The organism is Gemmatimonas phototrophica (assembly GCF_000695095.2).
Lineage (GTDB): Bacteria > Gemmatimonadota > Gemmatimonadetes > Gemmatimonadales > Gemmatimonadaceae > Gemmatimonas > Gemmatimonas phototrophica.
Genome location: NZ_CP011454.1, coordinates 2,507,062 through 2,529,367 on the forward strand (window position 1 = coordinate 2,507,062; position 22,306 = coordinate 2,529,367).

The 22,306-nt window shown below is 64.6% G+C and carries 16 protein-coding genes; 6 read left to right on the plus strand and 10 right to left on the minus strand.

The genetic code is table 11. From position 1 onward, the window contains the following. Window positions 1–16 precede the first annotated feature (16 nt). From GEMMAAP_RS10695 to GEMMAAP_RS10710, 4 genes are all read right to left on the minus strand, one after another. Window positions 17–1,255 (minus strand): aminotransferase class III-fold pyridoxal phosphate-dependent enzyme, encoded by a 1,239-nt coding sequence (locus GEMMAAP_RS10695; protein ID WP_053334161.1) that lies wholly within the window; start codon window positions 1,253–1,255, stop codon window positions 17–19. Further along, window positions 1,255–2,148, minus strand: a complete 894-nt coding sequence (locus GEMMAAP_RS10700; protein ID WP_026849775.1) for an RNA methyltransferase — start codon at window positions 2,146–2,148, stop codon at window positions 1,255–1,257. Before GEMMAAP_RS10700 ends, GEMMAAP_RS10695 begins: the two co-directional genes overlap by 1 nt. A 45-nt stretch (window positions 2,149–2,193) precedes the next feature. After that, window positions 2,194–4,719: a heparinase II/III domain-containing protein gene (locus GEMMAAP_RS10705; protein WP_026849774.1), complete on the minus strand. Its 2,526-nt coding sequence runs from the start codon at window positions 4,717–4,719 to the stop codon at window positions 2,194–2,196. 272 nt (window positions 4,720–4,991) lie between these two features. After that, the gene (locus GEMMAAP_RS10710) at window positions 4,992–6,599 is read right to left on the minus strand and encodes a peptide ABC transporter substrate-binding protein (protein ID WP_158514817.1); all 1,608 of its coding nucleotides are present in this window, start codon (window positions 6,597–6,599) and stop codon (window positions 4,992–4,994) included. A gap of 6 nt (window positions 6,600–6,605) precedes the next feature. Between GEMMAAP_RS10710 and GEMMAAP_RS10715 the strand changes: the two genes are divergently transcribed. Continuing rightward, window positions 6,606–7,580 carry an ABC transporter permease gene (locus tag GEMMAAP_RS10715; RefSeq protein WP_026849772.1) on the plus strand — a complete coding sequence of 325 codons (975 nt, stop codon included), beginning with the start codon at window positions 6,606–6,608 and terminating at the stop codon, window positions 7,578–7,580. Then, on the plus strand, window positions 7,553–8,461 hold the full coding sequence (locus GEMMAAP_RS10720; RefSeq protein WP_053334160.1) for an ABC transporter permease: 909 nt from the start codon (window positions 7,553–7,555) through the stop codon (window positions 8,459–8,461). The genes GEMMAAP_RS10715 and GEMMAAP_RS10720 overlap by 28 nt, the downstream gene beginning before the upstream one ends. Here GEMMAAP_RS10720 and GEMMAAP_RS10725 read toward each other — a convergent pair. After that, a complete protein-coding gene (locus tag GEMMAAP_RS10725; RefSeq protein ID WP_043580724.1) occupies window positions 8,433–11,153 on the minus strand; it encodes a glycoside hydrolase family 38 N-terminal domain-containing protein in 2,721 nt (906 codons plus the stop codon). The two genes, GEMMAAP_RS10720 and GEMMAAP_RS10725, sit on opposite strands and share 29 nt — an antisense overlap. 129 nt (window positions 11,154–11,282) lie before the next feature. Between GEMMAAP_RS10725 and GEMMAAP_RS10730 the strand changes: the two genes are divergently transcribed. Both GEMMAAP_RS10730 and GEMMAAP_RS10735 read left to right on the plus strand, forming a co-directional pair. Then, window positions 11,283–11,921 (plus strand): VTT domain-containing protein, encoded by a 639-nt coding sequence (locus tag GEMMAAP_RS10730; RefSeq protein ID WP_043580722.1) that lies wholly within the window; start codon window positions 11,283–11,285, stop codon window positions 11,919–11,921. A 38-nt stretch (window positions 11,922–11,959) separates the two neighbouring features. After that, window positions 11,960–12,562, plus strand: a complete 603-nt coding sequence (locus GEMMAAP_RS10735) for a superoxide dismutase (RefSeq protein WP_026849770.1) — start codon at window positions 11,960–11,962, stop codon at window positions 12,560–12,562. Between the two features lie 154 nt (window positions 12,563–12,716). Here GEMMAAP_RS10735 and GEMMAAP_RS10740 read toward each other — a convergent pair whose 3' ends face one another. From GEMMAAP_RS10740 to GEMMAAP_RS10760, 5 genes are all read right to left on the minus strand, one after another. Next, window positions 12,717–13,595 carry a sulfite exporter TauE/SafE family protein gene (locus GEMMAAP_RS10740; RefSeq protein WP_026849769.1) on the minus strand — a complete coding sequence of 293 codons (879 nt, stop codon included), beginning with the start codon at window positions 13,593–13,595 and terminating at the stop codon, window positions 12,717–12,719. A gap of 86 nt (window positions 13,596–13,681) precedes the next feature. Further along, on the minus strand, window positions 13,682–14,404 hold the full coding sequence (locus tag GEMMAAP_RS10745) for a YIP1 family protein (protein WP_026849768.1): 723 nt from the start codon (window positions 14,402–14,404) through the stop codon (window positions 13,682–13,684). Then, window positions 14,401–16,359 (minus strand): biosynthetic arginine decarboxylase, encoded by a 1,959-nt coding sequence (gene speA, locus GEMMAAP_RS10750; RefSeq protein WP_053334159.1) that lies wholly within the window; start codon window positions 16,357–16,359, stop codon window positions 14,401–14,403. The genes GEMMAAP_RS10745 and speA overlap by 4 nt, the downstream gene beginning before the upstream one ends. Before the next feature lie 106 nt (window positions 16,360–16,465). Beyond that, window positions 16,466–17,257, minus strand: a complete 792-nt coding sequence (locus GEMMAAP_RS10755) for a TIGR00266 family protein (RefSeq protein ID WP_026849766.1) — start codon at window positions 17,255–17,257, stop codon at window positions 16,466–16,468. Further along, on the minus strand, window positions 17,257–20,238 hold the full coding sequence (locus GEMMAAP_RS10760) for an alpha/beta hydrolase family protein (protein WP_158514818.1): 2,982 nt from the start codon (window positions 20,236–20,238) through the stop codon (window positions 17,257–17,259). The genes GEMMAAP_RS10755 and GEMMAAP_RS10760 overlap by 1 nt, the downstream gene beginning before the upstream one ends. 136 nt (window positions 20,239–20,374) lie before the next feature. Between GEMMAAP_RS10760 and GEMMAAP_RS10765 the strand changes: the two genes are divergently transcribed. Beyond that, window positions 20,375–20,968, plus strand: a complete 594-nt coding sequence (locus GEMMAAP_RS10765) for a DUF502 domain-containing protein (protein ID WP_043580720.1) — start codon at window positions 20,375–20,377, stop codon at window positions 20,966–20,968. After that, complete coding sequence (locus GEMMAAP_RS10770; RefSeq protein ID WP_053334158.1) at window positions 20,965–22,275, plus strand: metal-dependent hydrolase family protein; 1,311 nt, start codon at window positions 20,965–20,967, stop codon at window positions 22,273–22,275. The genes GEMMAAP_RS10765 and GEMMAAP_RS10770 overlap by 4 nt, the downstream gene beginning before the upstream one ends. The last annotated feature ends 31 nt before the right edge of the window (window positions 22,276–22,306 follow it).

Sequence of the window (22,306 nt, forward strand, 5' to 3'; positions counted from 1 at the left end):
TACGATACGTCAGCCTTCAATCGCCAACGCGACGAGGGCCGGGCATAAGCGATTCCATCACGGCGGGCATGGCCCGGGCAAGTACGTCCAGCGCGTCGTCGTCATGGGCCACCGCACCAAACTGGTAAGCACCGCGCTTGAGCAATACGCCCTCACGTGCAGCCGCGGCAACCAGTGCATCCAGTTGTTCCGGAACATCCGCAGTGAGTCGCCACATCATCGGTGGCCCCTCAACACGGACGCCGACCCACGGGGCCTCGATCAGGGCGGACCCGACGATCTCCTGCATCACGCCGCCGGCCGTCGCCATTCGATCACAGACGTCAACGCGCTCATGCCACGAGAGTACAGCGTTGGCCGCGGCCAGTCCGGTGGCTTCAGCTGCGGCGGTGGAGGAGATCCACGTCTGCATGACCGCATCCATGGCCGAGGCCCGCCCCACCACGGCTGCGAGCGGATACCCATTGGCCATTGCTTTGCCAACGGTCGTCAGATCCGGGGTAATGCCGGTGAGTGCCTGGACGCCACCGGTGCGTACGCGAAACGCCGTTTTCACTTCATCAAAAATGAGCAGCGCCTGCTGTTCGTCGGCCAGACGGCGGGCCGCCTGCAGCCACGGCAGAGGCGCCACGTCGTGCACCAGCGGTTCGATGATGATCGCGGCCGGAGGTGTTCCCTGGCGCACGGCCGCCTCCAGGGCGGGCACATCGCCAAAGGGCACCCATGTCACCGACGATCGGACGGCAGCGGGCACCCCTTCGGCATCGCTGTTCCAGTCGAGCCAGCCGAAGTAGCCACAGGCTACCATGCGCTCGCGACCAGTAAGGGTCCGTGCGATGCGCACAGCGGCCGCCGTTGCCTCAGCGCCCGTGCGAAGAAATCGCACGCGTTCCGCACAGGGAATCACCGAACAGAGCCGTTCCGCGACTTCGACTTCGAGCGTGTGTGGCAGTGAGCTGACCGGCCCCGTCGCTGCGGCGTCTTGCACCGCGCGGGTAATGTCCGGATCGGCGTAGCCAATACCGACCGCCCCGAGCGCCATACCGCAGTCGATGAACTCCCGCCCGTCGGTAGTCCAGATGCGACAACCGTTCGCCCGCTCGAAGTGCGATGGCACGGCGGCGTCGTGCGCGCGGGAGCCATACAGCGCAGCGGGACGCTTACTCCCTGTTGAACTTCCGCCGGGAATGACCGCGCCAGCGCGTGAACGCCAATCGTGGTCCGGCAGCTGTTCGAAGGGGATGCGGCGTGTCATTACACCGAATCGTCGCTCGCGTGCTCGGCGGGCGCAACTGCCAACGCCGCTTCCCCGGTGGTGGCAATCGCGGCGGCTCCGGCCGCGCGACCGGCTTCCGCCGCCTGCGATTCATCGACCCCCTGGGCGACTAACGCGGCGGTCACGCCCAGGCGCACTTCCCGTTCAATGGTGCGCAGGACTTCAATGCTCGCGGTGCGCACCATGAGCATTTCACGCGAATCGGGGTTGGCCCGGAACACCATGGAGCGGAACGCGCGCATGATGAGTTCCTGATTGCGTGTCTTGAAATACGCAATGGCGTGGAGCGCCGCTTCCATATCGGCAAAGGTGCGCTCCATCTGGGCCTTCTGCGGCGCGCCGGCGGCATGGCGGGGGGCCGGAATCTTCTTGGTAACATCTCCGGCCAGCAAATGCATTTCGTACAACCCCAACAGACACGCCTGCGCCACGTTGAGGGAAAAATGCTCGGTGGTGGGAATGGTGCAGATGGCGTGCGAGCGATCGAGCGCTTCGTTGGGGAGCCCGTGATCCTCGCGGCCAAACATGATGGCCACTTTTCCGGTCTGCGCGTGTTCGAGCAGGTCCACCGCGGCCGACCGTGGCGTATGACGCGCCCACCGGGCCGCCTGACGACGCCCGGAGTAGCCCACGACGTACGTGCAGTCCGCCAGTGCTTCGTCGATGGTGTCGCAGTGGCGAATGCGTTGGACGATATCACGGGTATCGTGCGCCACCTGCTCAATACGATTGGGATCGTAGGCGCACGGGCGGATGAGCCGCAGGTCGGAGACCCCCATGTTCTTCATGGAGCGGACGACGCCCCCGATGTTGATGGAGTCCTGCGATTCGTACAGCACGACCGCGACGTTATTGAGGATCGACTCAGACATGGCGCGAAAACTAGTGACCTGCCCCAGTGCCGGGATGGGACCGCGTCACGGCAGACGCAGGGCCACCGGCGCGTGGGGGGCATGCCGGTCTCCCCGCAGGTACGCAAAGCCACCCCCGCCACTGAGCACCAATTGCCCGCGCCGTCGTTCACGGTGTGGTGGGCGTTCGTTGACGGCGAGGTCGAAGCTCAGCGGCCCGGGTGGCAGTGCACGGCGCGGCCAGTACAGGGTGAGGCGCCAGCCCGTGTCGCCGTACTCACACGTGGCGCGCGGCAGCACACCGCCCGGCACCAGCACCGTGGTGCGTACGTCGCCGGTGGGCAGTGGGACACACAGCACCGCCTGATGCCATTGCCCAACCGCCTCGCCAGCAACGCCGAGGTAGCACTGTACCCCATCGGCGTTCACATCGGCTCGCTCGTTATCGAGCGGATTCTCCGGCATGGCGCCGTCCGCTGTCGCCGCCGGCACGATGGGAGCATGTCCGGTCGCCACCTCCACGTGCACCACCAGCTCTTCGGCCGTGGCTCCCAGTCGCAGCTGTGCTTCGGGCCGGTTCTCCCCGCCCCACGGTTCTTCCGTGGCCAGGTAACTCCTCTCCCCAAGTGGCATCATCACGCCCTCCCGCTGCACCGCGTCACCGTGGGCAAGCAGCGGCACCGCGCACGTGTGTTGCGGACGGGTTGTGGCCCGCGGCTCCGCGATCAACAGATCGCTACCCATTGGCAACACGCCCTCCAAATCGATGCTGCTGCGTGACGAGCGGGCGACGAGCCCCACGTGCCAGCCATGCAGGGCCGGCTCGTGTGAGGCCACGGTCCCGTCACTCGTGGTGACGATGGCCACAGGAGACGTCTGCGCGTTGAGGGAGACCTGTGCGGCTCCAACGTCGGTTGCGCCGTGCTCCGACCAGCTCCAGACGCCTACAATGCGCCCCGTCAGCCCTTCCACAGACAGCGCGATTCTTGTCGAGGGCGTACACCCAGGGGCACCGGGGACCACCCCGCGCCACCAGGTTGGTGTCCCGGTGGTGGTGTACCACGCGCGCGCCGCACGGGTGGGCTGTGGATCTCCCGGTCGCCGCCCGGTCACGGTGGCCTCCATGGTCACCACCATGGGGGCCTCTACGGCACGCTCGGTCTGCTGCAGAAATTCAAAGCCATCTTCCAACCCACCTGCCCCGGGCATGTTGGTGGGATGCCAGACAGGAACATTGGTGACGAGACCCGACGCCAGAGGCAGGGTCAGCGTGACGGGGGACGCCGCGGTCCATTCCAGCAGGTCCACGAGATAGCCATCGCAGACAATGAGCGAACGCGTGGCCGATACGCCGGGCGCCAGCTCGGACGCCGTCTTCCGAATCCATCCGGCACCGCCGCGGTCTTCAAAGGCCGTCGTGATGGCAGGGCCTGCGTGTTGCGACGCGCCGTTGATGAGCGGCGCATGATGCGCCAGGGAACTGCGATACCAGTGCAACGTGCGCTCGACGTAACTGCCGGTCCCGGGGTCATCGAGCCACCGATCCTCCCCGGTTTGGAGTGTGAGCGACAACCGATCCGGATGCCCATGGCCACCACCGCTGACGCCTCCCTCAAGGGCGACGTACACCCGCGCCGCGTCGCGCCGAATGACCGCCAGGCCTTGCTGCGGTTGCAACACACTGCCAGGCATCCACCGCGCCTCGGGAGCCGGTTGGGCATTGGCCATCAGCAACGCCCGCCACGAGCAGTCGGCTCTTGTGAGCGCCACGGCATCCCGATTGCGTTCCGCGTCCGCCGTGGACTGCGCGCGACCTGATGCGCCGCTCGGGGCACGTCCGTCGTACAACCGCGTCAGCATTGCTGCCAGCGACGTATTGCCACTCGCGGCATAGCCCAGTTCACACCACTCCGCCCACCGCCACTGACGAACGGACACGGCGTACTGCGAGTCGCGCCGCGACGGCAGCGTTTCGTCGGGAAGCAACCCAGCGAACGGCGTGACGAATCCCTGGTGAAACCGTGCCGCGAGCGCCGCGGGTAACGGGCGCCCACGTGTTGTCAGCCACTGCACGCCGTACCAGAGGCCGCGGTGGGCAAACTGGTGATAGTTCTCCCCCTCATACCACGTCCCATCCTCCAGCAATCCGTTGCTCATCAACCCCAGCAACGAGTGCTCGCCGTCAAGTCGACGGTCAATCAGCCTGTCCTTGCCCAGCAGGGACATGGCCGACAGCAATGCCACCTCATTCCACACCTGCCGGTTGGACCGTCCTTCGTGGTAGCTCGCAATGAGCGCACTGCTGGGCTCAAGCACGAGCTCCCGAACCAGCCCACTGACCGATCGCTCGTCAGCCTGCTCCAGCAGTGCGAGCGCGTGGCAGAGGTTCAAGAGCCAGATGGACTCGAGGTAGGTGCTGAAGAACGGGCGCGTGGGCCCGAGGACGTTGTCCTGATTGGGCCACCGTGCGTATTGCATGGCGAGCGCGCCGAGCGTCTGCACCGCGAGATCGCGATGGGCAGCCGTTCCTCGCAGCAAGTACAACGCCGCCGCGTGGACCGCACGTTCGGCGGTGAAGAGATGCGCCCCCATGGCCCACCACTGATGGTGGGTGTCTCCCGTGTACGCGGTACGGCAACGCCGGCACCAATGCTCGGAGGGCGAATGCGGATCAAACTCAAGGAGTGAACCGTGTTCGGGACACCGCCCGCCCTCCCGTGTGAGACGCGCTTTCCGCTCTGGTATTGGGAGGCCAGTCAACAGCCACGGGGCCAACTCGGCCGCAAGTCCGTCCGCTATGCTGCCCAGGGACGTGCCGGGAGCCGTCTGCGCTCGACGCGATGCCAGCGTGATGGGGAGCAACATCACCGGCGTTCCTCACGCCGAGTCCAGCGAGCGACCGACACCAGTTCTCCGCGCAAATCCATCTCCACCTGTTCGAGTCGCACCGACCGCCCCTGCACGCCGCGCGCGTGGTATAGCCATGCCACCGGCACGTCGCGGGCGAGTACGGCATTCACCCGCGCCCACGCTGCTGCTGCCACCAGCGGACTCGCCGACCGGGCAGCACTCAGGAGCTGATCGAGTTCCGCCGTATGATAGCCGGTATAGTCGAGCGCTCCACCGCGCTGCTTCGAATCAAAGAGCGCACTGAGGTGGCCAAGTGCGAGGTCCCCGGGGATGCCGGTGAGGACGAGATCGAATCCTTTCTCGGCGCTGCGGACGGTGGCCAGAAAGGTGGCCAATTCCATCACGCGTATATCGAGTGCAATGCCACGCGTCGCAAGGTCGGCCTGCAGCAGCTGTTCCACGGCCATGTCACCACTGCCGACGGTCAACAGGGTGAGGCGGAGCGGCTGCCCATTGCGCTGTCGCGTTTGCCCCGGCGCGGGACGGGTCCAGCCTGCGGCGTCCAGCAGATGGTCGGCGTCATTACCGCTATCCCCTCCAGTTGACGGTTGTTGGGGTGGGGAGACCGGCAGCCCTGGGGGAATGGCGTGTTCCGTGGGCGTGGCGAATCCCGCGACGGCGGCAGCCACCAGTTGCTGTCGCTGAATGGACAGGGAGACGGCACGACGCACGCGCACATCGTTGAAGGGGGCGCGGGTGGTGTTGAACGCCAGGATCGTGGAAAAGAGCACCGGCGGTGTCATAAGCCGGAGCGCGGGATCCTTGCGTACGAGCTGCGCCATGGTTGGTGAGACTCCAGCGAGATCGAGTTCGCCGCTCACCAGTCCGGCAAATTTGGTGGCCGATTCGTCCACCACGGCCACCACCAGCTGCTCCAGCGCCGGTGGCCCACCCATGGATGTCGGAAACGTGTGGTTCCGGGCGAAGCGCCACTGGCGCCCGGGAAGCCGGGACACGAACACAAACGGCCCATTGCCCACGGGAGCCGTCGCGAAGGGATGGGCACGCCATCGCGCTCGCGGAACGGTGTCGAGGAGGTGCCGCGGGACGATTGGGAGTTCGGCCAGCACCGTGGGCAATTCGGGCACGGCGGTCTGGAACTTCACGCGCAGGGTGGTCGGGGTGACCACGTAGACAGAGTCGATAGCGGCGACGTCGCCGCGGCGCGGAGAGGCCAGCGAGGAATCGGCGGCGGCGGCCAGGGTGAAGGCGACATCCTCGGCTGTGGTGGGCACGCCATCGTGCCAGCGCAGCGAGGAGTCCAGCGTGAAGGTCGCCACTTGGTGGGACGCGTCCCACGTCCACTCCCGAGCGAAGTAGGGCATGGGATGCAGCAAGCTGTCCAGCTTCACCAAGGTGACGAACAGCGCGTGCCGCTGGACCTGCCGCGAGAGCGGATGAATGGTCACCAGCGGATTACCGGACTCCAGATCGGCCCCGGACGCGACCACGGCCGTGCCGGGCGCACGCGGCGGAGCCCCACAAGCTGCCAGCATGAGCACCGCGGCAATTGCCCAAAGGCACGCCGCACGGGTTGACGTGCGCTTTGCAGGAGGCATCATCCTGCCGTGCGCCGAATTTCGCTGCGCGTCCTTGATGCGCTCCTCCTGCTCTGGCTCGTCACCACGCTCACCTTTGCGCTGCTCCATCTGGCGCCGGGTGATCCGGCGACGCTGCTCATTGCCCCGACGGCCACCGCCGACGAGGCGGCGCAGCTGCGAGCGACGCTGGGGCTCGACGCGTCGCTGCCGGTGCAATATGCGCGGTGGATCGGCGGCCTGCTGCGCGGTGATCTGGGAACAAGCTTGGTACGATCCCTTCCGGTGCGCACCGTCATTGCCGAATCGCTTCCCATTTCCGTGTTTCTGGGCGGCATCTCGCTGCTAATCAGTTTCGTGCTGGGCACGGTGGCGGGTCTGGTGCAGGCGCTGCGTGTGGGACCGCGCGCAGACCGCTGGCTGTCGCTGATCAGTGTGACGGTGTATGCCGCCCCCAGTTTCTGGCTGGCGCTGGCGCTGGTCGCGCTGTTTACAAGCGGGGTTGCCGTGTTGGGGCTCCCTGATGGTGTGCGGTTGCCGGCGTTCGGGATGCAATCACCGTCGTCAGGGGGCACGGCCGATTGGAGCGATCGGTGGCGACATGCGGTGCTTCCGTTACTCGTGCTCAGTATTCCCGGTGCTGCTGGCGTGGCCCGCTACGCCCGTCAGACCCTTCGCACCGCCGCAAGCGCGCCGTACGTCACCAGTGCCTATGCGCGTGGCCTGTCACGGGCCCGCGTGGAGTGGCGCTACATTCTGCGCTCGGCTCTGACACCATTGGTGGTGCTACTGGGGCTGACGCTCCCCGGGGTCATTGCCGGGTCGGTGTTTGTGGAGCAGGTCTTTGCCTGGCCCGGGCTGGGGCGTGCCATGCTGAGTGCCATTGGTGCGCGCGACTATCCGGTGGTGTTGGGGCTCACGCTGGTGTACGCCGGCACGGTGGTGTTGGCGAACCTGCTGGCCGATCTGGCGCTCTGGTGGCTCGACCCACGGCGGCGGCACTGATGCGCGGCTGGCGCTCAATCTTTCGTGGGCCGGCGTTGGTGCTGATTGCCATGGCCCTGGCTGCGGTCATCATTCCCGCGCTGTCCAGCGACGATTCGCGATCCATTGGCGATGTGTTGGCAACGCGTCTGACGCCTCCATTCTCGGCCGACAAAGCCGGCACGTGGCATGTTCTGGGCACCGACGCCTTTGGACGCGACCTGGCCGTGCGCTTGTGGGTTGGCGCGCGGGTGTCCTTGTTCGTGGGCCTCGTCGGGTCAGCGCTGTCGGCGCTGCTGGGCATTGCGCTGGGGGCGCTCGCCGGATGGCAGGGCGGCACCGCGGACCGACTCATCACGGCCGTGAGTGATGCCATGCTGGCCATCCCCCGTCTGGTGTTGCTGCTGGTGATTGCCGCGCTGTGGGGCCCGGGGCTGAGCACCGTGATCATCGTCCTGGGGCTGACCGGCTGGATGTCGGTCATGCGACTGGTCCGTGCTGATGTACAAGGGGTGCGACTGTTGCCCTACGTGGAGGGCGCGTTGGCGCTGGGCATTCCGCCCTGGCGCGTCGTGCGTCGGCACGTGCTGCCGAATGCCCTTGGCAGTGCCCTGGTGGCGACCACCTTGGGCGTTGGCAATGCCATTGTGCTGGAGAGTGGTCTGTCATTTCTGGGGCTGGGGGTGCAGCCCCCCACGGCCAGTTGGGGAAACATGATTGCCGGGGGGCGCGAATGGCTGCTGGTCGCCCCGTGGATTGCCCTGATCCCCGGTGTGGCACTCATTGCCACCGTGGTGTGCGCCACCATGTTGGGCGAACAGCTGGGCGATACAACGGCTTCAGGCGACTCACCGCGCACCGTCGCGATACCGGCTACACCGCGGGACGCACGCGCAGGGTAAGGACTTCTCCCGGTCGTCCTTCAAAGGTGTAGGCGCCAGTGCACTGATGTGCGGCGTCGAGCGGCGTTTCGTCGAGACGGCAACGCGTCACCTCCCACGGTCCGTCGTGAGGCAGGCGAACCGTGCCCCATGCCGAACGTGCCGTGAGGTTGACGACCCGGATGATGATCGCTTGCGGGTCCTGCGAGGAAATGGTGCAGGCCGAGAGCTCGTAAGCTTCTCCCAGTACCTCAGGACCGCTCCAACTGCCCGCCCGTTCCGCGTCGCGCCAGCTTTCGCCTACCAGCGGAAGCAAAACATCATCGCAGACGTCACGCACCCGCGAGAGCGTGTCGTCGCTCAAGGGCCCGTGCAGATACAGTGCAGACCGTGCCTGAAAGTGCCCGACACACTGCGCATCGGGAACGGGCGACGGCCATCCTGCGTGCCCCGGTCGCTCCGGCAACGTGGCTTTCGACAGCTCCCCAATGCCACGCACCAAGGTGAGGGCCAGTTGATGATCCTGCGCCTCCGCCTCGGCGAGGCCATCGGCAACCATGGTCGCCCCGAACATCGGATTGACCTGCATCGCCCACCGGTGCATGGGCATGGTGGTCGGTACAGTTTCCGTCGCGTTGGCAGGCGCCACAATGGCGCGGCGCTGCACCGGACCGAACGCGGCATCCGCCCACACGGCACCATGCTGCACGTCGGTGTGCCACACCAATTGCAGCCGATGATTGGTGCGCCACGAACGACCACGCACGTGGCAGACAACCACCGGCGACATGGCATCGATACAGACATCGGTGACGGCATCAATTCGGCCATCTGCTGCCGCGCGCCGTGTATCTGATGCGGTGCGCCACCACAGCCGGATGGTGGCCCGCAGCGGACCGTCAATCACAACCCGCGCGCGCGTGCAGCGCAGCGTTTCCACCGGTCCGCGCAACGACGGCGTATAGCTGTCTCCCTCGTCGTGCTGAACGTGAAGACTGAGCAGCTGGTGGAGCACGCGATCGTCTACCTGCAGCGACAGCTGGGGAGACGTGTGCTGTTGGCTGAGCGACAGCGACAGCCTCCCGTTGGTCACCCGGATGCCGGTGGACTCACGATGCACCGCAACGGCCGTTGGTGGTGCGGATGTCTGCGCCCAGTCCGCGTTGCTCCATGCCTGCACCCCCATAGCCGGGACGTCGGGCACCCAGAGCAATGTCGTGTGCACCCGTACGAGATCGTTATCGGGGTAGTGCTGCGGAGACTCGCGCCGGACAAAGCCGTCCTTGCTATGGATGGCTTGCGATTGCACCGCCCCCGTTTCGAGTGTCGCGCTCCCCCCGACCGGCATGGGGAAGGCGCCGCTCCCCGGCCCCACCGGGACATCGCCGAGTGTTTCCAGCAGGCGCACAACCGCCACGCCTCCGCGCGGCCGTGGAGCGCGGTTCCGCAGCAGCAGGCGCCGCCAATCGAAGCGTGTTTCTGAGCGGGCGGACACCGCATCGTACCCCACGACCTCCTGCAGCGCGGCTTCCCGCAGCCCCTTTCCCTGCTCTGCGACCAGCTCCTGTTGGCTGTCCATGTGACGCGCCACCGCGTCAATGGAGCAACCGCACAGCGTGTCGTGCGGATGGGTGGCCAACAGATCTTCCCAGGTGCGATGCAGCAGCGCGGGGAGTTGCACCATGGTTAGCCGCGCACCGGGGTCGGCAGAGCTGGCGGTCCGGGGCCCGTGCAGCCGCGCCAGTGCCATCCACGGCTCCACGTCACGCAGCAGTCCACGCTCAAGGAGCGCATTGCGCCGTTTTTGGTGGGCACGGGTAGCCAGCGTTCCCGACAGTGTCCATGTGTATCCGTACGAATCGCGCAGTTCTCCGGCAACGCGGGGAACAGACACGGAACCGGACGCCGCTGCGGCCACAAACGCATCGCGCCACGATACCAATGTGGACGGCTGAATCGTGGCATATCCGGCGGCCGCACGCTGCAGCGCCGTCAGCGCCTGGGGCAACGAGGCTTGCCGCGCGTGATGGTCCGCGCCGTTCAGCAGGAGGGCGATGGGAAGGCCGAGCGGCGAGGTCAGGTTCGGGCGTAGCCGTGCCCAGCGGTCGGTGGCCGCTTCCGGGTCCGTTGGCAGGGCGCTGCCGAATTCGTAGCCGTCGGGGGGAAGATGGTGCGCCAGCACGGTGCTGCCATCACGGGCCTCCCAGAGGAAGGCCCCGGAGTGCGGATGGGCGGCCCCTCCCATGCCCCGCCAGACGATCGCTACCGGGAATCCAAAGCCGGCGGCAATGGTGGGCATGGCGGCCGGATGCCCGAAGCTATCGGGACAATACGCCACCGCAGGGGACGTGGCGCCGAGGCGGCGAAGCACCCGGGCTCCGGCCTCGAGATTGCGCACAATTGCTTCACCCGACGGAATGAGATTGTCGGCGAGCACATACCACGGGCCGGCCTCGAGTGTGCCCTCGCCAAGGGCGGTGCGGATCTCCGGCTCCCGGTTGGGACGGACGGTGAGATAGTCACAAAGGGTGATGGCCTGCCCGTCGAGCAGAAACGGGCCCGAGGGGGCATCGAGCACGGCATCCACCAGCGCCACCAGCCGCTGGCGGAAGCGGGGGGCCACATGGTACCACTCGCGATCCCAGTGGGTATGGGGAACCACATATACCCGCAACGGGGCATCGGGCGCAGGGCGCGGATCGGCAACAGTCACGCGACGGAAGCTCGCGCGCGGTTGACCCCAACGGCAAGCCCATTGAGCTTTCACAGCGAGCCATTGGCCACTGTTGCTGTGTCGCCCGCCGATGTCCGGCGAGCGGCCTCACGATTCCGGGACCCCCGTTTGGAATTCCTTACTCAGCTGTTTGATCAGCTTCGCGACCTTGAAGGGCTTGTAAAGTGGGCCGGCTATGTCGGCCTGACCCTCATCATTTTTGCCGAAACCGGCCTGTTGGTGGGATTCTTTCTTCCGGGCGACTCGTTGCTGGTGACGGCCGGGCTGCTGGCCGCCAATCCGGAGTTCGGCCTGAACGTGTGGTTACTCGGCGTGATTCTCACCATCGCCGCCATTGTCGGGGATACAGTGGGGTACGGGGTGGGCAAGGCGACGGGGCCACGTATCTTCACCCGCGAGGATTCCTTGTTCTTTCACAAGGATCATTTATTGCGTGCGCAGGCGTTCTATGAAAAGCACGGCGGCAAGACGATCATCATCGCGCGGTTCATGCCGATCGTTCGCACCTTTGCGCCGGTGGTAGCCGGCGTTGGGCGCATGGAGTACCGGTCGTTTCTGTCTTTCAATGTCATCGGCGGCGTTCTGTGGATCTGGAGCATGCTGATGACCGGCTGGATCCTGGCCCGCACGGTGCCGGGCGTTGCGAAGCACGTGGAAAAGATCATTCTGCTGGTAGTTTTTCTGTCGATCCTGCCCGGCATCATTGCCTGGTTGCGTGAGCGAAAGAACAAGGCCGCGTCGGCCTGACCGTTCAGTACCCACCACACACACTCGGAGACTTTCCCATGGCCCATACTCTTCCGGCCCTGCCGTACGCCGCAGAGGCGCTCGAGCCCCACATTGATGCGCAGACCATGAATATTCATCATGGCAAGCATCACCAGGCGTACGTCACCAATCTCAACGCGGCCATTGAAAAGGCGCCTGAGATTGCGGCGTGGTCATTGGACGAGCTGTGCAGCAAGATCAATGACGTGCCGGAAGCGGTGCGGACGGCGGTACGCAACAACGGCGGTGGGCACTGGAATCACTCGCTGTTCTGGCAGCTCATGGCACCGAACGCCGGCGGAGAGCCGACGGGTGCGTTGGCCGACGCCATTACCAAGGCCTTTGGCTCGTTTGCCGCGTTCAAGGAGCAGTTCCAGGCCGCCGGCATGGGTCGCTTTGGCAGTGGCTGGGCGTGGCTCATTTCCACCGATGGCGCGCTGTCCATCATGAGCACGCCGAACCAGGACAACCCACTCATGGAAGGCAAGCACGCCCTGCTGGGCGTGGACGTGTGGGAGCACGCCTATTACCTGAAGTACCAGAACCGTCGCGCCGATTATCTCGGGGCGTTCTGGAGCGTGGTGAACTGGGCGGAAGTGTCGAAGCGGTATCAGGGCTGAAGTGTGAACTGAGTACTCAGAACTCGAACTGACGACTGATTACTCGAACTGAGAACTAAAAACTCCCCCTGGCATCTCGAAATGCCCGGGGGAGTTTTCAGTTTTGAGTAGGAGTGTTCAGTCGTCAGTTTGAGTTGTCAGTACTCAGTCAAAATCAAGCGACAGCCGGCTCCTCAGTCTTCCGCCGCGCCGACAGGATGAGCGTGACCGCTGTGTACGCCACGACGATGGCCACCAGCCAACGCAGTGCCGTGAGCGGCAGAGACTTCACGATCAGCGCGGCAACCAGCACGGCCGGCAGCCCGCCAATGATGTTGCCCACCACGGCGCGAGGGTCAACCTTGCCCAGCCGGATGAAGCGATCGCTGGCAAAGGGCATAAGGAAAGCACAGGATCCCATCATGATGGGGAATCCGGCGGCCGGGTTCATGCCGAGCATGCTGACCAGCAGGAGGCAGGGACCATAGAGGCCGATGCCGATGGTCATCAGTACACCGAGCACGAAGTTGCCAAAGAGTGCGATACCCAACTTGACACCAGTCAGGCCAATCGCTTCACCGCCTCCGGGAATCTTGCCCGCGGCTTGCGCAATGGTGAGCAACGCCGCGCCGGCAAGGCAGAGCCCCATTCCCAACTGGATGCGCTGAGTTGGCCACTTGGAGACCAAACCCGCACCGACCCACGAACCGAAGACCGCCGCCACGATCATACCGACCAGTGTGATGGCGTCCACTTCCACGACCTGCGTGTAGATGAACGCCTGGGCCAGCGTGGACATGGTGTGCCCGGCGTTGAGCGTGCCGGGAATGAGCGCGTCCTTCACCCACTTGGTCGCACGATAAATCGTGGTACTGGTCGCGAACGACCCAATGCCAAGCGTGTCAAAGAAATCCGTGACCGTGCCGTGCAGAATCAGGCCGGGGGTTGGCTTGATCGAGCCGAGCTTGGGGAGCCCTCGCACGAGCGAGATCACGTGATACACGGTCACGAGACCGAGGCCGATGAGCAGCAGCAGCTTGGCGTCGAATTGCATCGGGGGCGGCGGGAGGGGCGGTAGGAGAAGCGGACGAAACTACAACGTACCGCCCGGACCATCCGTTGTCCCGCCCGCCGTCACGCTCAGGTCAGCAGCACCGGCAACAGCGTCAGGATGACCGAGAGCGCCCAGGCGATCACCGACACGATCCAGCCCGAGCTGCGCGAGGTCTTGGCAATGACGCTGACGCCGATGGCGGTAATGACGATGTTCCAGGCGGTGAACAGGTCGATGCCGCCAAGGATGGCCAGAACGGCCGAGTTGGCGGTGCGTGCGTCAAGGAACCGGGCGGGTCCAAGTGACGCCGAGAAGGGCGAGGTAATGGTGTCGGGGTTGACCAAAGCCCCCTGAACGGCCATCGAGAGGAATCCGATCACGCGCGGCACACTCGCCAAGGTGGCGATGAACACGGCCCTGCCAAAAGCCAGCGGCGTCCGAACGAGCTTGGCAGCGAGCCACGTAATGATGCCGCCCGCTATTCCGGAAAACACGGCCGTCAATGACCAGCCAATAAGCAGGGTCCAGCTGCTGATGGAACGAATGGTTTCCAGCCCTTCCGTGGGGACCGGCTTGCCCTGCTCCGCCATCTTGATCATCTGCAGATCGTAGTTGGCATCCATGTAGGGCTGGAGCAGCCCCTTGGTGGCCAGCATGACGATGATCAGAAACGCGGTGAGCACCAACATGTACATCCCCACGCCGCGCGTTGCCGAGCGCTGGAAGACGGTCGCCGGAGCCCAGAGGACTTCCAGCGAGTCTTCGAGAACTCCGCCTGACTTGTCGCTTGACGTGGTGATTTCGCTCATCGCGCAGCTTCTCCCTCGAGATAGGTGTACCCCTCGAGCCCCGCCACGTAATCGGCAATGAAGGCGTTCATTTCGTCGCGGGTGAGTCCCTTGGAGGAATTCACCTTGCGGCGGAATGTGGCCAACAGCTGGGACGCGCCGAACTGCACATAGTTCAGCACCTCCGTGACCGTATCACCTTCCACCATATCCGTGATGTCGTAGGCTCCCTGGTCATTCATACGAACGTGCACGGCGTTGGTGTCACCGAACAGGTTGTGCAGGTCGCCCAGGATTTCCTGGTAGGCCCCGGTCAGGAAAATGCCCAGGATGTAGTCCTCCCCATCCCGGAATTCATGCAGCTCGAGACTGGGACGGCCGTTCTTGTCGCCGACGAAGCGATCGATCTTGCCATCGGAGTCACACGTGACGTCCTGCAACGTGCCGCGGCGCGCCGGTTCTTCCGTGAGCCGGTGAATGGGCATGATGGGGAACAACTGATCGATGGCCCAGCTATCGGGCAGCGACTGAAAGAGCGAGAAGTTGCAGAAGTACCGGTCCACCAGCGACGACTCCAACTCGGGCAGGATATCCTCGTAGGTGTCGGCATCGGCCTTGGCAATGCGATACACGGCATTGATGGTCGCCAGCCACAACACTTCGGCCTTGGCCAGACCACGGAGATTGAGCACGCCGGAATTGAAGTACTGGCGAGCACGCTCCTTGTCGAACGAGGCATCGTGAAAGACCTCCAGCACCTTGCGCATCTTGGGCTCGCGCTCGGTGAGGGTGCGCCAATCTTCGTACATCTCGTGCAACAGGGAGTGATCATCGTCGGTCAGCAGCGGGATGGGCTGCTCGGCCTGTGATTCCACGTCAATCACCTTGATCAGCAGCAAGGCATGGTGAGCCGTGAGGGCACGTCCCGACTCGCTGATGATGTGCGGCATGGGCAACTCCGCCTCACGGCACGCCTCCGCGATCGTGTAGATCACGTCGTTGGCGTACTCCTGCAACGTGTAGTTCACACTGGCATTGTTCGTGGAGTTGGTCCCGTCGTAATCGATGCCCAATCCGCCACCAACATCCACGTGCGAGATATCCACGCCGAGTGCGCGCAACTCGAGATAGAAGCGAGCCACTTCCTGCAGTCCCGACTTGATAAACCGAATGTCGGTGATCTGACTGCCGAGATGGAAATGAATGAGCTTGAGCGTATCGAGCTTGCCCGCCTGCTCCAGCCGGTCAATCAGCTTGATCAGTTCGGCAGAGCTGAGCCCGAACTTGCTCTTTTCGCCACCGCTTTGTGCCCAGCGCCCCGCGCCTTCGCTGGCAAGTTTCACGCGAACGCCGCAGGTGGGCTTCACGTCCAGCTCTTCAGCCACCTCCAGCAGGACTTCCAGCTCGCTCACCTGCTCCAGCACGATGAACACCTTGTGTCCCAGCTTCTGCCCCATGAGGGCCAGACGCATGAACTCATGATCCTTGTAGCCGTTGCAGACAATGAGATGCTCGGTGCTCTCGGAAAGGCCAAGCACCGCTTGCAGCTCCGGCTTGGACCCGCACTCCAGTCCCACGCCGTGCGTCTTGCCAAACTGAACGATCTCTTCGACCACGTGCCGCTGCTGATTCACCTTGATGGGATACACGGTGGTGTAGCCCCCGGTGTACTCGAATTCCTTAATCGCGTTGGCGAAGCGCTCGGAGAGCGTTTCGATGCGCGACCGCAGAATATCGGAGAAGCGGAGCAGTACGGGCAGTTGAATGCCCTGCCCTTCGAGATCGGCCGCGAGGTCACGCAGGTCGAGCTGGAGATGCGGACGCTCCGGATCGGGGGTCACGACGACGTGCCCCTTCTCGTTAACGTCGAAATAACCGGCGCCCCACCCTTCTACATTGTAGAGGGCGCGGGCGGCATCGATGGACCACGGCTCGGCAGGTGCCGGCACGGCGACGGGCTGGATACGAGTTGCCATAGGGGCAGAAAGCTAGACGGTTCGGCGCGGTGGGGGGAGCCACCGCGCCGAACCGCCCAAATTGTGACATGCGCGCAGCGGCACCGGGACAACGGCCCGGACCGGGTTACCGGTCGCCGTCGAGGAGCCCGCCGAGGCCGCCCAACACGGAGCCTTCCCCCTTGCGCTGACCGCCGAGGCTGGGCGCGGAGGAGATAATCCGATCGGCCAGCCGTGAGAACGGCAGGGTCTGCAGAATGACGCGCCCGGGGCCGGTCATCTGCACAAAGAACAATCCTTCGCCACCGAACAGTGCCGTCTTGATGCCGGGTACCCGCTGAATGTCGTAGTCCACGGAGGGCTGGAAGGCGACCAGGCAGCCGGTATCCACGCGTAGGATCTCGCCCGGCGCCAGGTCAATGGCGTGCAGCGTGCCGGAGGCATGCAGGAAGGCCAATCCATCGCCCTGCAGTTTTTGCAGAATGAAGCCTTCACCGCCAAAGAAGCCGGCGCCGATTTTCCGGGTAAAGGCGACCGAAATATCGATCCCGCGGGCGGCACAGAGAAAACTGTCTTTCTGCGCCATGACGGTGCCGCCCCAGTCGCGCAGGTTGAGCGGCACGATCTTGCCAGGATACGGTGCAGCAAACCCCACGTCGGCCCGACGTGCTCCGCTGTTGCCGAATAGCGTGACAAAGAACGAATCGCCGGCCAGCACGCGCTTCCCCGCCCCGACCAACTTGTCGAACAGCGAGCCGCTCTTCGAATTGGGATCGAGGGTGGTGGCCATGGTGATGCCTTCGCGCATGAACATCATGGCGCCAGCCTCGGCGAACACGGCTTCGCCGGGATCCAATGTGACAATCACGGCCTGCAGGTCATCTCCAATGATCTGATAGTCGATCTCATCGGCGGCCATCACTTTCCTCCAGGGTTGCCGGCGGGCGCTGCGGCCCGAGCGGGTTGGGTAGACATCTTCACCTGATCACGTCCCTTCTCCAGGAAGGGGATACCACGCACCATCCAAGACGGCGCATCAGCCCCCTGAAGTTTCACGGCAAAGAACTCCTGCATCTTGCGGTCAATGTCCTTCTGATTGGCTCGCTTGGTGGGATTATGCTCGTCCCCGTTGTACACGACCATGTAGGCTTCCTTCTGCAGGCGACGCATCGCGACGTAGAACTCGATGCCCTGATACCAGGGCACCGCACCGTCGTTGTCGTTGGCCATGAAGAGCACCGGCGTGGTCACCCGATCGAGCCGGAACAGCGGCGAGTTCTCAATGAACCGCTCGGGGTATTGCCAGAGTGATCCGCCAATGCGGCTCTGCGTATGTTCGTACTGGAACGTACGCGCGAGACCGCTTTGCCACCGAATCCCACCGTAGGCACTGGTCATGTTCACCACCGTGGCGTTGGGCACGGCGGCGGCAAACATGTTTGTCACGGTGATGAGATAGTTGGTCTGATACCCGCCCCAGGACTGCCCGGTAATGCCCATGCGCTTGGGATCGACAAACCCCTTGGCCACCAGCGACTGCACCCCGGGGATGATGGCCTTGGCGGCGCTGGGGCCCGGCTGGCCGTCGGTGTACACGATGTCCGGCATGAAGACGAGATAGCCAAGCGAGTTGTACACCAGCGGGTTGATGGTATTGCGGCCGCTGGGAGCCTGATAGTTGTGTAGCCCGTCCGTGAGCTTTTCGTAGTAGTACACGATGAGCGGGTACTGCTTGGCCGGATCGAAGTTTTCCGGCTTGTACAGCAGCCCGCGCAGCGGAATGCCGTCGGTATTCAGCCAGGAGACCAACTCCACCGTACCACGCGGATATTCGCCGTCCTGCGGATTGGCGTTGGAGATTTTGGTGGTGCCCGCAATGCTCGCCCCCGTCCACAGATCGGGGAACTCGCGGAAGGTGCTTTGCGTGAGCAGATACTGTTCCGTATCCCTCGCCTTCTGCAGGCCGCCAAAATTGCGGTCGGCCATGACGATGCGTTCGGGGGCCGCGACCACGCCCAGCTTGTCGCGCCAGAAGCCACTGGCCTTGGTGAGCGTATCGACGGCGCGCAGCAGGATCGGCGTTTTGGTGTCGACAAATGGATCGTCGCGATCCAGATCGACGACCCGGAAGGTGACACCCGAGCGCCGACCTTCGCCGTCGGTCACGTTGGCCGGTGCGAGTGTGCCAGTGGGATCCACTTCCCATACGTCAAACCGATCATAGACGAGCACGCGCTTGTCCCCGGCGGTCCAGCCACCGAGCCCGTACGGCGGCGGCACGTCGGGAGAATCAAACTCTTCATCCTGGAACTGCACCGGCAGCTTGTCGGTGAGAACGACCTTTCGTCCGGTGGCGACCGCGTAGGCCACCCACTGCCCCTTCTCGAACCAGGTGACAAAGTTGCCCCCGGGAGAAAGCTGAGCCTGCCCATCCAGTTGCCGAGCCACCAGCGTGCGTGTGCCGGTGAGCGGATCGATGAGATATACGTCAGTCGCGCCTTCGCCCCAGAACTGTGGAATGGCGTATTCGAGACTGTTCAATGCCAACACGCGCTTGCCGTCACTGCTGAGGGTTACGCGCAATGAATCATTGGCGAGGGGTATCCACTTGTTGGCGGCCAGCGTGTAGAGGGCCGTGTACGTCCGGTTGCGATCGCGGTTGGCGTTGACCTTCTGCTGCGGCATGATCTGGGCGTCCTTCCAGTGCCACAGGTCGTACACCGCCTTATCCACCAGCGAATCGGCCGGAATGGAATCCGCCGGCACATTAGCCAGCGAGAAAATCACGCCGGTGCCCTCGCGGGTGAAGCTCACCTGCCCCCGTTCGGCGATGAGCAGCCCATTGGGCGCTTCGCCGGCGGCCACCAGTTTGCGAGTGGCGATGGGCTTCCCCTTGGCCGGTGCAAGGGAGGCGTAATACACGGCAAATCGCGGGCGCGGGGTGCTGTCGTTCACGTCGGAGACGAAGGCCACCTGCTTGCCGGCGCGATCGAAGGTGAAGCCCCGGTACGTGGCCTGACCTGACATGAGCGTGGTCACCGCGCCAGTGGCGAGGCTCCGCACGAAGGCCCCATTGCCGGCACCGTCGCGCGTGGTGACGGTATACCCCAGCCAGGCTTCGTTGTCGTCGAACGCAAAGTTGGTAACGCCGTCAATGCGCGTCTCGGTGCCACTGGCCAGCTCGCGGAGCACGAGCGTGCTGCCGTAATCGCGCCGCGGGCCCGTGGGGGCCGCAGGGACCGCCGCCGGGGCCTGCCCGCCGGCGGCGGCTGGGCGAGCGGCCGCCGTCGTGTCTTCGAGCAGATACGCGAGGTACTTGCCACCATTCCGCGCCAGCCGGTACGAGCGCACGTTGGGTACGCGTGTGACGTTGCCATCGGCCACGTTCACGATGCCCATCCCGTTGCGCGGCTGCGGCGCGCCGCGACGGGAGCGGGCACGCTCTACATCGGCCCGGGGCGGGTAAATCGTGAACGCCACGAACCGAGAATCGGCGCTGAACTGTGCAGGTTGGGCGTTGAACTGCGCCGCCGAATCTGCGGCCGGCTGCAACTGCGGACGCCCGGTGAAGCCGCGGCTGATGTTGGCATACTCCGTGGCCCCGCTCGTGGCCCGAACCACCAACCCGCCTTCGCCAACAACAGGGCCTACCGTGTAAGCCACCCACTTTCCGTCGTTCGAGATGGACGCGCCGGAGATGGTGCGCCACGCATCGTAGGTATCCTGCGTAAGCGGCTTCTTCCCGGCGGGCAAGGCGGGGGGCGTCCAGCGGGAGACCGCCGTGTTGGGATTGGCGGGTGCGGGCTGGGCGCCAACAGGCGAGATGGGGATCAGCGGAAGGCTGATGAACCCCAGCACTCCGACGGCGCGCAGGCTGGCCGCGGGGTGCAGGTATGGCATGCCGGTGAATCGCATCTTTATTTGGGGGCGAGACGGATACTGGGCTGGTCGCCGGGTGCCATCGGCCCCAACTTGCACCGGGGGCATCCCGCAACCCATAGACTAACGGCGCGACCACAGTCGCGTGAGGACTTCGATGAGACGGTTACTCGGCTACTTCGCGCGTGGGTTGGTGCTGCTCGCGCCCCTGGCCGTGACGGTGTGGGTGTGCTGGATTGTCTTTACCAACGTGGACGGCTGGCTGGGGCTCCCGATTCCCGGCGCGGGATTCTTTGCCACGATTGCCCTGATCACCCTCTTCGGGTTCCTCGGATCCAATCTGCTTACGCGATCCGCGGTATCGGCGCTGGAAGCACTGATGACGCGCCTGCCCTTTGTGCGACTGTTGTACGGGTCTACCAAAGACCTGCTCAACGCGTTTGTGGGCGAGAAGCGGCGTTTCGATAAACCCGTGACCGTGGAGATCACCTCCGACGGCGCGGTGCGCCTCATGGGGTTCGTGACGCAGGAAGCGCTGTCGCATCTGGGACTCGATGGACAGGTCGCCGTGTATTGTCCGCACTCGTACAATTTCTCGGGTCAGTTGTACATCGTGCGCACGTCTCAGGTGCATCCCCTGGACGTGGCCAGCGCCGACGCCATGGCGTTTGTGGTCTCGGGCGGCGTGGCCGGACTCGATCGCAATCCCTTGTCCACCGGCGACATCGCCGCCCTTCCTCCCGCGCCATGACGATCCGCCTTTCCGCCCTCACCGCTTCGGCGGCGGCTCTGGCTCTTTCGCTGCTTGCCGGGCCGGCGTCGGCTCAGCCAGCCGCCCGACCGCCAGAAGCGACCCTGCTGCTCGTGCCGGATGCCGTTTTTGACGGGACGACGGACCAGCCCCACAAAGGGTGGGCGGTGCTGGTCACGGGACAGCGCATTACCGCCACCGGTCCACTGGCCACGCTGCAAGTGCCGGCAACGGCGCAGCGCATAGCACTGCCTGGCACGACCCTTTTGCCCGGCTTGAGCGATCTGCACAGCCATGTGCTGCTGCATCCCTACGACGAAACGCCTTGGAATGATCAGGTGCTGCGGGAGTCGCTGGCATTGCGGACCGCCCGCGCCGTGAACCATCTCAGGGCCACACTGGATGCCGGTTTCACCATGCTCCGCGATCTGGGCACGGAGGGCGCCGATTACGCCGATGTAGGGCTGAAGGAAGCCGTCGATCAGGGGATCATTCCCGGACCGCGGCTGTTCGTGACCACCAAGGCGATTGTCGCAACAGGCTCGTACGGCCCCAAGGGGTTTGGCGCGGAAATCGGGGTGCCGCAAGGCGCCGAAGAGGCCGATGGGGTGGAAGGACTTACGCGGGTGGTGCGTGATCAGATCGGCCATGGCGCCGACTGGATCAAGATTTACGCGGACTACCGGTGGGGTCCGCGCGGCGAGGCGCGTCCCACGTTCACGCCGGCCGAGTGGAACGCCATTGTCCAGACGGCCGCCTCCAGCGGACGTCCAGTGGTGGCCCATGCCAGTACCGTGGAAGGAATGACGCGCGCCACCATGGCCGGCGTGGAAGTCATTGAACATGGCGATGCCGCCACCCCTGACGTATTCTCGCTCATGAAGCAGAAAGGTGTGGCCTTTTGTCCAACGCTGGCGGCAACGGAGAGCACCACCCGTTATCGCGGTTGGAAGAAAGGGATAGATCCCGACCCCGCCGGCATCACGCAGAAGAAAAAGATGTTTCGTGATGCACTGGCATCGGGCGTGACCATCTGCAATGGCAGCGATGTGGGCGTGTTTGCGCATGGCACCAACGCGCTCGAACTGGAACTCATGGTGGAGTACGGCATGACGCCGGCCCAGGCGCTCAAGGCCGCCACCAGCGTGAATGCCCGCATCATGCACCGTGAGAATGAGTTGGGGCGCGTTGCCCCGGGGTTGCTGGCGGATCTCGTGGCGGTCCAGGGGGATCCGAGCCAGAGCATTGGCGCGCTGCGCAACGTACGATTCGTGATGAAGGGTGGAGCGATCGTTCGCCGTCCGTAAAATACACAACTGACGGTGTCTGGTTGGCACG